Annotated in this window: 11 protein-coding genes; 1 reads left to right on the forward strand and 10 read right to left on the reverse strand. The window is 42.7% G+C overall.

Annotated features, from left to right (window positions below; translation table 11 throughout):
• Positions 1-63: 63 nt before the first annotated feature.
• The 10 genes from R2S67_RS06610 to thrS all read right to left on the reverse strand — a co-directional run bounded on the left by R2S67_RS06610 (position 64) and on the right by thrS (position 10836).
• Complete coding sequence (locus R2S67_RS06610) at positions 64-1239, reverse strand: hypothetical protein (protein ID WP_317342882.1); 1176 nt, start codon at positions 1237-1239, stop codon at positions 64-66.
• Between the two features lie 10 nt (positions 1240-1249).
• On the reverse strand, positions 1250-2041 hold the full coding sequence (locus R2S67_RS06615; protein ID WP_317342883.1) for an outer membrane lipoprotein-sorting protein: 792 nt from the start codon (positions 2039-2041) through the stop codon (positions 1250-1252).
• Between the two features lie 18 nt (positions 2042-2059).
• On the reverse strand, positions 2060-4438 hold the full coding sequence (locus R2S67_RS06620; protein ID WP_317342885.1) for an efflux RND transporter permease subunit: 2379 nt from the start codon (positions 4436-4438) through the stop codon (positions 2060-2062).
• A 245-nt stretch (positions 4439-4683) separates the two neighbouring features.
• Positions 4684-5472: a TetR/AcrR family transcriptional regulator gene (locus tag R2S67_RS06625; protein WP_005395898.1), complete on the reverse strand. Its 789-nt coding sequence runs from the start codon at positions 5470-5472 to the stop codon at positions 4684-4686.
• A gap of 486 nt (positions 5473-5958) precedes the next feature.
• On the reverse strand, positions 5959-6768 hold the full coding sequence (locus R2S67_RS06630) for a helix-turn-helix domain-containing protein (protein ID WP_046874836.1): 810 nt from the start codon (positions 6766-6768) through the stop codon (positions 5959-5961).
• Between the two features lie 366 nt (positions 6769-7134).
• Positions 7135-7452: a heavy metal-binding domain-containing protein gene (locus R2S67_RS06635; protein ID WP_005377919.1), complete on the reverse strand. Its 318-nt coding sequence runs from the start codon at positions 7450-7452 to the stop codon at positions 7135-7137.
• 190 nt (positions 7453-7642) lie between these two features.
• Entirely contained in the window at positions 7643-7996 is a 354-nt protein-coding gene (gene rplT / locus R2S67_RS06640; RefSeq protein WP_004727974.1) for a 50S ribosomal protein L20, read from the reverse strand.
• Positions 7997-8036: 40 nt separating this feature from the next.
• Positions 8037-8231 (reverse strand): 50S ribosomal protein L35, encoded by a 195-nt coding sequence (gene rpmI, locus R2S67_RS06645; protein ID WP_005377932.1) that lies wholly within the window; start codon positions 8229-8231, stop codon positions 8037-8039.
• A gap of 121 nt (positions 8232-8352) precedes the next feature.
• Positions 8353-8904 (reverse strand): translation initiation factor IF-3, encoded by a 552-nt coding sequence (gene infC / locus R2S67_RS06650; protein ID WP_074191168.1) that lies wholly within the window; start codon positions 8902-8904, stop codon positions 8353-8355.
• A 3-nt stretch (positions 8905-8907) separates the two neighbouring features.
• The gene (thrS, locus tag R2S67_RS06655) at positions 8908-10836 is read right to left on the reverse strand and encodes a threonine--tRNA ligase (RefSeq protein WP_005395892.1); all 1929 of its coding nucleotides are present in this window, start codon (positions 10834-10836) and stop codon (positions 8908-8910) included.
• Positions 10837-11246: 410 nt separating this feature from the next.
• Between thrS and R2S67_RS06660 the strand changes: the two genes are divergently transcribed.
• On the forward strand, positions 11247-12224 hold the full coding sequence (locus R2S67_RS06660) for a DUF3187 family protein (protein WP_317342921.1): 978 nt from the start codon (positions 11247-11249) through the stop codon (positions 12222-12224).
• Positions 12225-12226: the final 2 nt, after the last annotated feature.

Here is a 12226-nt window from a genome sequence, read left to right on the forward strand (position 1 = left end):
AGCACAAAAACGTCAAAAATGTCATCTTTCATTAATCTGCCGTTAAGTTGTGCCCTTTGTGTTTTAGAAATAGTATTGAATAGATAGCTCGATAAAATCGTCATCTCGGGCGAAATAGAGCAAATCGTTTGGCGTTTCATTTTTGAACAACCAAGCATCAATTTGCCACTTAAAGTTATTCGATATTCGGCTCGAGGCTTCTAACTTGGCATTGTAAACATCGGCGTTATCTAAATCCTTTGTGATTCCCGTCAATAATTCCGTTCCGTCCTCGTCGTTGAGCGCCCAACGAATGCCTGCAAACACATCATTTTGACCGATAGTTTGTGCGTTATTCCCACGACTGTCATAGAGGTACTCACCAATAACCCCCACATCCCAAACCGTGTCAAATGCACCGACGAAGGTATACTCAAAACCCGTCACAAGACCGACATGATTATCAGCACTATCTCGATAAACACTTTCCAGTTTCCATAACCAATCGCCAACGATTCCTTGTACATCGAGACCGATATGACTCATCAGAGCGTAGTAAGGCTTTAATTCCCCGTACTCAAAACGAAAGTAAGGATCCCGGTTTGTTCCATATAAATAGCTCAGGCCTACGTCCCAATCGCCAAGCATTTTCGAATATCGAAAAGCCACATCTACCTGCTTTTCTTCTCTGCTTGATTCATAGATAGCATCATCTGAGACAACAGGTTCGGTTCGCAAGCGCCCGTCAGTACCCGCAAACGTTCGCTCCCTAAAGTAAGGTAATAACATTGCATGGACGGTGCCCCAATCTTTGAATGAGGTAAAATGCAACATCGGCTGACCGAGCTTATCTTCACCATCGACGGCTTCAATGGCGTCTGTCTGGTTTACTACATCAACCAAATGGGCGGATTCCGTCACTCCCCAAAAAACCTTACTAATCCCAACTCGAAGCTCATAATCATCCCAGTACGTCAGATAAAGCGCCTCTCTTATGTCTCCATGACTTCGCTCATCGTCTAGACTATCCAAACGATAGAAAGGTGTGAGGGTAAAGCTCGCATCACCATTTTGCATCTCCCAGTAAAATTCTGGCTGCAAAACCAATGACGTTTGCGCTTTGCTCTGGCCCTGAGAGCCAGTTTCAAAAAACTGACGATGCTCAATATTGACTTGTCCAGCAAGCTCAACGGCGGCAAGAGGCATCGAGTAAAAAGAGGTTGCTGCGCTAAGCAACAACCCAACATTTGATCGGTTCATTTCTCCTCCACTACCTCACTCGCTTTAACACATTCTTATGAAAATCATTGTCTTCGAGCCCAGTGTTAAAGCGCATTTCACTTGTTGTTAGCTCAGTGCTTTTTCCTGTTTGATGATTTGTCATCGCCATGGTGTGCGCTCGCCAATATTGGTTGAGGTACTGCTTGTAATCTGAGAAAGAAAGCGTTTTTAACAACGACCCTTTGCGATCGTAAAACTCAACTTTCAGTGGGCGGTAATGCGCTTTATCTAACCACACCGTTTGCTTGGTATAACCTGAGTTCTTATCGGTCGGAATTTGCTCTACGATGAAAACATCTTGCCCGTTTATGCTGTCATCTTTTAGGTAGTTGAAACGGTATTTTTCAATCTCAAAGGAACTGAGATCCTCATACGCAAATTCACTGCCCATGAAAGGGCCTGATTTGTTACGCGAGGAAATACGTTTCACACGCTTCAGTGCTGGAAGGTAAAGCCACTGGTCATCGGCACCCACTGTATGAGAGTGGTTGAGAAACGCGGTGCCTTTCACATCTCTTGGTTCATCAAATATTGTGAGTCCTTTGTCACCATCGTCCTCAACTTCGAGTGATTGGAGGCGCATTAAACGTGTGCTGCTTTCTCCTTGTGCGTTCCGCAGAATCATTTTCATGGTAGCAACAGAATCCCCCCACCCTTCATCACGGGCTTTGCGCTCTTGAGCAATTTCTAATCCTTTCGCTTCATCCGCTAACACCGCATGACTCATAAAAAGCGAGACAGAAAGTGCAGATACTTTTAAGGCATTTTTTAGTAAATTCATGTTCAATCCTTTGATTCGTTATGACTGAGTAACAGCCGTGGTTTGAGAGTCAGTTGATTTAAGCTTGTTTCGGCGGCCCACCTCGTCGTAGACGCCTTTGTCAAACAACATCAGTAGAGTCGGTAGAAAGATGAAATCCACAACAAGAGCAATGAAGATAACAATGGCACTCAACTGTCCCATATCGGCATTTAAGCGGAAGCTCGACATCGCCAGAACGGAGAAACCAGCAACAAGCACGACAGTCGTAATCCAAAGCGCGCGCCCCACGGTGCGAAAAGCGTAACGAACCGCTTGTTCCGCGCTATGGCCATCTTTACGAGCGTGTTGGTATTTAGAGAGAAAATGAACGGCATCATCAACCACAACGCCAAGCGTCAACGTCACAACAACAGACAACCCCAAATTAATTTCACCAGAAACCAACGCCCAAATACCAAAACCAATAAGCGCAGGGGCGATATTCGGGACCAGGCTGATTAAACCGAGCTTGAACGAGCGTAAGGCAAAGATCAGTAATGCCGAAATTAAGACCAAAGTGATAGGCAAGGTTGACAGCATGCTAGCCATATTCGTTTCGCCAATATGCGCAAACATCAGTGATGGACTAGAAGCAACAACATCATACTGAGGCGCGTTTTCGTTAAACCATTGGTAAATACGATTTTCCAAATCAACAAGCTCGACGCTGCCCAAGTTCTCCACGGTGAGAACCATCTTGATTGACGACTTATCAACATTGATTTGGTTGTTCAAATCTAAACCATACGGTAGTGACATTTCATAAAGCAGCAGATATTGAGCCGCTAATTCTCTGTCTTGAGGAAGCGAGTAATAAGCCTGATCATCTCCATGCATGTTCTTGTTTAGGCGCTTATAAACATCGCTCAAGGTCGCAACATGGTCCGTTTCTGGCTGCAACCTTAGCCAGTCAGTAAATTTACCCACGGTATTGAGAAAATTAGGATCCGCAATACCCTGCGATTCGTTAGTTTTTATCGCGATACTGATGTTCGCCATGCCACTGATTCGCTCTTCCATAAAATCAGCCGCTCGACGAAATTCATTGCTATGACCAAAGTACTCGACGGATTCATCGTTGACTTTGTTCAGCGGAATCAAACTCGCACTCGCGACAATAACAAGCACCGACAACGGCAATAACGCATGTCGCTTTGACACCACGAAATCCCCTAAGTGATCCATAAAGTGCTTTCTTTCATCAGCAGTGTCTGACTTCACCCTAACAGGAAGGATATGAAGTAACGCCGGAAGTAATGTGATGGAAAGGAAACAAGCAATCATGACGCCAAGGGCTGATAGGTTGCCGAAATCTCTCAGGATTGGAGAATCCGACATATTCATCATTAAAAAGCCGATCGCGGTGGTAATGGAGGTAATCAGGATGGGCATGAAATTGAGCGCAATACTTCGTTCAATAGAATGAGCTTTACTAAAGCCGTTTTGCATAGACTGACGCATCGTCGCTATGATGTGCACACAGTCGGCGACGGCAAGCGTCATCACCAAGGTAGGCACATTAACTGTCGCCGTGCTTAAGAACATACCAGCCCATCCTGATAAGCCCATTGTCACCATAACTGAGCCGATAATAACGATGAGTGTCGCGATGACGCTAAGCAATGAGCGCAACATGAGAGTCAGGAAAACCAATATCACTAGTAGCATGGTCGGCACTAGCGTCGCGCTGTCATCTTGGGCTGCGGTCATAAACGCGTAGTTCATTGCAATAATACCAGCCTTGTGGAACTCAGTATCTGGGTACACTTGCTGATAACGCTCAATCACTCCGTTTATGTAGGCAACCACTTCTTGTACTTCAGCGGTTTTATCGACCTCAGGGAGTTGGACCGTAATATTCACGACCGTGACATCCCCTTTTTCGGAAATCAGTGAACTTTTCAAAACCGGCTCACTCAACGCAATACTTTTGACTTTCTCGATTCGCTGAGGCGTCAATTCATATTCGCTATACAGTAAATCTTCGACAAGAAGATCATCTTCAAACGCTTCGGTATGCTGGTAGTTGGCAAGGGAATCAACACGGGTGGAGTATGGGACTTGCCACGCCTCGTCAGTGATCTGCTGAATAAGAGATAAGGTGTTCGGAGTAAAAACAGTGCCACTTTTTGGCGCTATGACCAAAGCAAGACTGTCAGATTTTGCAAAGGTAGTCTGAATTTCATCAAACGCAAGTAACTGCTCATTTGTTCCATCAAAAAAGATGTCGTAATCCCCTCTAAAGTAAAGATTTTTTCCTCCAATAGTTGCTATAACAATCAATAAAACGGTAGCAAGTACAACCAACACACTGTAATTCGTTGGTAGCTTGACCCAGCCAATTCGGGCTTGTTGTTGAACGTTGTGATGTGGCATCACACTCTCCTTTTGTGACGTTTCGTCAAATTTAAAAACTAAAAAAAACAGCGAATGCTGTGATAACCAGATAACTTCAACATATAAAAATCAGATCGAATTTATTTGGTTATATAAGTTAGTTTTTGAGTAACTTCCTATACTTCTCGAGATCGGTAACTTGAGTACCAACCTCTATTTTTGACGATTCGTCATAATAGTGTAATAAAAAAGCCAACTAAAATATTAGATGGCCTCTATAACGATTAGCGATTCACAGACTCTAAATAAGCAAGCTCTTCGCTGAACAATTCCTGTTCCACTCGACGCCACGTTTTACGGTAATCCCACTCTGTCGATAAAGGTGACCACCCTAAACCATCAAGTAACATATTCGCGTTATGCAGTACTGAGAATGGATCTTGAATTCGCTGAATACATCGACTGTTCGATGCATTTTGCGCTAGAGCGTTTGAACCGAAGGCAATAGACCAGTTAGCAAATACGATGGCATCAGAACCAATTGCGGGAGAGAACTTAAGGTCTCCACATTCCACCGCATTATTCACCAACGCATCAGCACCATCTATTACTTGTTCTTCTAAGTTGTTCAATTCATTCACACGCTTAGGCGAAGCTTTCTCTAGGACCCAAGGCGTCTTTGCAACAATCGCACAGGTTGATAGTACAGGCTCCATACGAGCGTAAATACGATAACCTACATGCATAGCAATGATTTTTTCTCTGGTATTGCCATTGAACTTAGCGGTACGTTCGAAAAATATTGCTTCGCTTCTCAGCGAGTGAATACAAAGCGCAAGAATCACATCTTCTTTGCTGCAAAAATGATTGTAGATCGTTCCCTTCGAGTAAGGGCTTGCCGCTGTGAGCTTGTCCATCGTTAAGTTGGCAAAGCCTTGCTCTTGAACCAGAGACTTAGCCAATTGAATAAGCTCTATTTCACGATCAGCAATCGCCTGTTGTTTTTTAGTTAGCCCTGAAGACGTACGACATCCGTCTTGCTTGCTATCTTTTTTACAGCGAAAGTTAAACATAATCCTTTGATCCGTATACCAACACACTCCCAATAATTGTAACACGATTCTTGAATACAGGAACGCCACTAAATTTGACGAACCGTCATAAATGACACTTCGTCATAATAGTTCAAAAAACAAACATTGCAAGTGTGAATTTATAGCTAACCGAAAAATAAGCTTTAATTATATAACCAAGTAACATCAAGATGCTTGGTTCAGCGAGAATGATTTGATTGTAAGGAAAGGCTAGAGTGGAGTGCGGGGACATAGCCCCAAAAATCAGAACCTTAAAAATTGGACAACGAGTGATATTGAAATGATGTTATTCAAAAAAGCCCAAAACACTTAAAGTTTGGATTCAAAACAGCAACTGATAGATGCTCTATTTACAAAGTGTGCTCTGTCTTGGGCTTTTCTTTTACTGCTTCCTTTCAATATTAGAGCTGCAAAACTCAATAACATAGTGAGAAAGCGATTCTCTTTAAGTAAAAGACTGAATTTCTAAATCGAGAGGCTTGGTTTATCACCTGCAGATGCAATGGCATAACGAATATCGTCAATAAATCGCCCTTCTGTCTCGATAATTCCATCAGAGAATGTGACTGGTTGATGTGGCCCTGCAAGTAGAACAATATTAGTAAAATCAGAGACGTTGAAGTTCTCTGCCACAACATTTTGGGAATGAAAATCGATAACCGTTTTTGCGACTTGATCTTCCAATTGCAAAAGCTGCTCTTCGGTAATTTTCATGCGTGCCAAAGCCACACGAACGCATTTATCGTGGGTTGTTGTCTGTTCTTTTATGATTTCCGTATATTTATCATTGAGCTTGGAGTTTTCTGCATAGCTGTAATATAACGGCCCGTGCAACGTTATATTTTTATCTTCATCAACGTAAACAAGATCCAATAACTCCAAAGCTTTTAGGTAATCAGACATGCTCTGCTCAGACAAATCATACTTTTTCTTTAAAATGGAATATCCATCTTTGCCTCGCAGCATTCTCAATTCACGATAAAAATCGTAAAGATGGGGAAATTGAAAAAAGACTTCATCTTGCGTACGGCTAAAGTAATCCTCGTCTTCACCTTGTAATTGATTCGCAAGCTTTTGTAGCTCATCTAACGTGCAATCAACAGCTCTACAATATTCAAGCAGTTTATCCAAAGCGAGATTTGTGCTTGTTAAGTGTCTCTTAAAAGTGGACAGCGGCATGCCCATTTTCTCAGATAGCTCTCGATATGTTAGCCCTTTTGTTTTAATCGCTTGGCGTAATGCGGCTAGCAAGTATTCGGGAGTCAGATCTCTCATCTACAATTCCTTTTGGCAATGTTACAGCTGTATAGTATTTGTAACAATTTAGAACCGCTTGGCAAGGTATAAGTTCATATTTTTATAAGAAAAATATGAATTAATATATCGAAATCAAAATTCACACGATAAATGGAAAATTCAATATGAATTCAATTTCATTATGAATATAAAATAATACACAAAACAAAAGTGAAGCAATTACTCTAAAACATCGCAATTAATTTTAATAGTAACGTAGAGTTGAGAATATAAACCTATTCGCTCTGCAAAAATCTAGAATAATTAACCTAAAAGGAACAGAACGGTAAATGCATAATAATTCACCGCTCTCTATTAGCATTTTTGCACTGCTATTCAAGTAGACTAGTCCGCCAGTTTCACTGCAGTACCAAATGCCAAAATTTCCGAAGAACCATCTACGATTGAGCTTGTGGTAAATCGAATCCCTACAATTGCATCGGCACCTTTAGATTCAGCGTCTGCTACCATGCGCTGTATAGCTATATCACGCGCGTCGGTCATCATTTCCGTGTAACCGCGAATTTCGCCGCCAACAATGCTTTTGATACCCGCCATGAGGTCACGACCGATGTGTTTTGATTGAACAACATTACCAGTTACAACCCCTCTTATTTCAGAGATCTGCTTGCCCGGAATGCTTTCTGTCGTTGTGTAGATCATTTTTAGTCCCTTATAAACGTAAAATATATACCCAAGCCATTTTATTACCAACAGAGCAGTGATCACTAATCAAATCGGGAAGACTGATAGACAAGATTCTGAATGGCAAAACTGAAAAATATTTGGGTATATATTTTAGCAATAAAAAAGGAGAGCTAATGCTCTCCTTCTCTTAATCCTAAACTGCTAATTAAAGAGCAGCTTTCGCTTTTTCAACTAGAACTGCAAATGCAGCTTTGTCGAATACTGCGATGTCCGCAAGGATCTTACGGTCGATCTCGATAGATGCTTTCTTAAGACCGTTGATGAAACGGCTGTAAGATAGACCATTTTGACGAGATGCCGCATTGATACGTGCAATCCATAGTTGACGGAATTGACGTTTCTTAGCGCGACGGTCACGGTAAGCGTATTGACCAGCTTTAGTAACTGCTTGGAAAGCTACGCGGTAAACACGTGAACGCGCACCGTAGTAACCTTTAGCTTGTTTTAGAACTTTCTTATGACGTGCACGAGCTTGTACACCACGTTTTACGCGAGGCATTATGCTTCTCCTAAACTAAACGATTGATAACTAAAAAGAATTAAGCGTATGGTAACATACGGATTACTGCAGCCACTTCACATTTTGGAAGGATTGCATTCGGACGTAGTTGACGCTTGTTCTTAGTAGTACGCTTAGTCAGGATGTGACGTTTTGTAGCGTGCTTGTACTTAATACCACCAGCAGTTTTCTTAAAACGCTTAGCAGCACCTTTGTTGGTTTTCATCTTAGGCATGATGAATAACTCCGCATTGAGTAGGTTTAATAAACAACGTAATTAGGGCGAACAAAACCTAGCCGTTATGCCTTTATCGAAAGGAAAGCGGCTAGGTTTTAATTACTTGATGAGCCGTTAATTACTTCTTTTTAGGGGCTAGCACCATGATCATCTGGCGACCTTCAATCTTCTTAGGGAAAGATTCAACTACAGCAAGTTCTGCAGTATCTTCCTTAAGACGATTTAGAACGTCAACACCGATGTCTTGGTGTGCCATCTCTCGGCCACGGAAGCGAATTGTTACCTTCACTTTGTTGCCTTCTTCAAGGAAACGCGTCAGGTTGCGTAGTTTTACCTGATAGTCTCCAATATCAGTTCCAGGACGGAATTTTACTTCCTTGATCTGGACCTGCTTTTGCTTCTTCTTCTGCTCTTTAGCAGTTTTGCTCTTCTCGAAGAGGAACTTACCATAGTCCATCACACGACAAACAGGTGGCTCGGCGTTAGGACTGATCTCAACGAGATCCATACCAGCTTCTTCAGCAGCTGCAATGGCTTCTTGAATCGATACAACACCAACTGATTCACCGTCAGCGCCTGTTAGTCGAACTTCACGAATACCACGAATTTCACCGTTGATACGGTGCGGGTTTTGTTTTACCGGCTGTTGGCCACGTCTTCCGCCTTTAATAGCTTATTCCTCCAGATTGAGCTTACGGCTAGAGATCTCGTCTTGGATGTATGCAATAAAATCATCCACTTTAAATTTACCAAGATCTTTACCTTTACGAGTACGTACTGCAATTTCGCCAGCTTCCATTTCTTGGTCACCAACAACAAGCATATACGGTACACGCTTCAAAGTATGTTCGCGGATTTTAAAGCCAATCTTCTCATTTCTCAAGTCCGCTTTAGCTCTAATTCCACTTTTTTGTAGTTTTTGTACTATTTCTTGAACATAACCTGACTGTTTATCAGTAATGTTCATAAGAACTGCTTGTTCTGGCGCCAACCAAGTTGGGAAGAAACCAGCATATTCTTCGATAAGGATACCGATGAAGCGCTCTAGTGAACCTAGAATCGCACGGTGAATCATTACCGGTACAAGACGTTCGTTATTTTCACCTACATAAGTAGCGCCTAGGCGACCTGGTAGGTTGAAGTCTAGCTGGACAGTACCACACTGCCAAGCGCGGTCTAGACAATCGTATAGTGTGAATTCAATCTTAGGACCGTAGAACGCACCCTCACCTTCTTGAATTTCGTATGGGATATCCATCGATTCAAGAGACTGCTTCAATGCTTCTTCAGATTGATCCCAGATTTCATCTGAACCTACACGTTTCTCTGGACGAGTAGACAGTTTCACTACGATGTTATCGAAACCAAATGTTTGGTACGTATCGTACACCATCTTGATGCAGTTTGTTACTTCTTCTTGGATTTGGCTCTCAGTACAAAAAATGTGAGCATCATCCTGAGTAAAGCCACGTACACGCATAATGCCGTGCAGTGCACCAGATGGTTCGTTACGGTGACATGAGCCGAACTCTGCCATACGTAGCGGTAGGTCGCGGTACGATTTTAGACCTTGGTTGAAGATCTGTACGTGACCTGGACAGTTCATTGGCTTAATTGCGTATTCACGGTTCTCAGAAGAAGTTGTGAACATTGCATCAGCGTATTTATCCCAGTGACCTGAGCGTTCCCAAAGAACACGGTCCATCATTAGCGGACCTTTTACTTCTTGGTAACCGTACTCATCTAGCTTAGCGCGGATGAATACTTCCAGATCACGGAAAATAGACCAACCATTGTGATGCCAGAACACCATACCCGGTGCTTCTTGCTGCATGTGGAATAGGTCTAGTTGCTTACCAATCTTACGGTGGTCACGCTTCGCTGCTTCTTCTAGGCGAGTTAGATGCGCTTTCAGTGCTTTCTTATCGTGGAAAGCCGTACCGTAGATACGTTGAAGCATTTTATTGTCGCTGTTACCACGCCAGTAAGCACCTGCCACATTCAATAGAGTGAAGTGTTGACAGAAGCTCATGTTAGGAACGTGAGGACCACGACACATGTCGATGTATTCTTCATGGTGGTAAAGACCTGGACGATCATCACGAGATACGTTTTCGTCTAGGATTTCCACTTTGTATGGTTCGCCACGTGATTCAAACGTATCACGCGCTTCCTGCCAGCTTACTTTTTTCTTAACAACTTCGTACTTGGTTTTCGCTAGCTCTTTCATACGCTTTTCAATCTTTTCAAGATCTTCTTGCGTTAGAGACTCATCTAGGTCGATATCGTAGTAGAAGCCGTTGTCGATGGTTGGACCAATCGCCATTTTAGCTTGTGGGTAAAGCTGCTTAAGAGCGTGACCAAGAAGGTGAGCACAAGAGTGACGAACTATTTCTAGACCGTCTACTTCATCTTTTACGGTGATGATTTCAAGGCTTGCGTCTTCTTCAATTAGGTCACACGCATCAACGCGGTTACCGTTTACACGACCAGCGATCGTTGCTTTTGCAAGACCAGGACCGATCGATTGCGCAACTTCCATAGTAGAAACTGGGTTGTCAAATTGACGCTGACTGCCGTCAGGAAGAGTAATAATAGGCATGCTATGTCCTTTACAGTGGTGTTGCACACCAAGCAACACATGTTATTCAAATTAGAAGCTATTTGTTGAAAATAGTTGAGAGTCAATAAAGGCCTCTCGGTAACACGAATACCGGACCGTTATCGAAAGTGGGATTGTACCTAGCTCACATTTAGATTGCAAAGCGCGATTTTGTTTTATCATAAGAACTTAACCTCAACCCTCGTGGCAACAATCTGATGATTCTTCTTAAGGGCTCACATCACTTGTAAACAGAGTTCCCCCCTCCCAATAGAACTTGAATACACAACTGGTATAATAGTTCCTAATACATATTAACTAACACAGGACCCAGCACACCTAGTTCCACCTCAAAGTGCAATTTAGGTATATAGTTGTTTTATTGAGTAGTTTGCATGTAGGTGTTCATCATGATCTATTTCAAATCGCGCTTTATGGAGCTTCTAAGCACTTCAATATGCTGTGTACCAGCCATGGCATCAAATGACCTGTATGGGCCGCTACGTTCTTACGCACAATCTCCGATGCAAGTGGTTAGCCATACCAATATACTGCGCTCAGGGCATAGCCTTCCCTCTGATTTTGTCGAAACCTATGGCTCAGGAACCGTGGCCAGTGTTTGGGCTCATACTGATGAATACGCACTGGATTATTACCACAACCAAATCGAAATTGGCAGCAAGTGGCAAATCAATAGCAGTTGGCAATGGGAACTCAATTATCGGTGGGTTTTTGCCGCTGATAACCATTTAGATGGACTGACTAAAAGCTTCCATAACCTTTTCGGTATCGGACAGAATGGCCGAGACAAAGTAGACAGAGATCGTTTTTACATTTCAATGCCGCAATATGATGTGCTAGAAGATGATTTCGAAGGACAAACGCTTGCCAACAACTTATCTACTTATTTGCAATATCAAGTGTTTCAGAATGAACATCACGGCCTATCTATTGGTGGCAGCTTATATTTTAATGATGTTGCTCACGGGACTTTTCAAGGCAGTAATTTCGAGCAAGGCTTCCAAATAAATTACAGTTATTTGAGTGACGCCCATGCATTTTACTCGATGGTTGGCATGACTTTTCGCTCAGATGATCGCGCCTTGCTGGATCTACCCTATCGGCATAATACGATTGCAGCTGCAGCTGGGTACCGTTATGCATTGGAAGATAACCACCACCTGATGTTTGAATACCATTGGTATCAAGGCTCGACAGAAGGACCCGCAGAGTTTGCTGATGCCTCTAATGAACTGGTATTAGGCTATCGATATCTAATGGAAAACTCCGCGCTTGAGTTTTTAGCCGTAGAGAACGCACGAAACATGGATAACAGTACCGATATCGCTTTCACAATAGGATATCGGTACATATTCTCATCAAGTTGATG

This window comes from Vibrio sp. T13N (assembly GCF_032970445.1).
Taxonomy (GTDB): Bacteria; Pseudomonadota; Gammaproteobacteria; order Enterobacterales; family Vibrionaceae; genus Vibrio; species Vibrio diabolicus.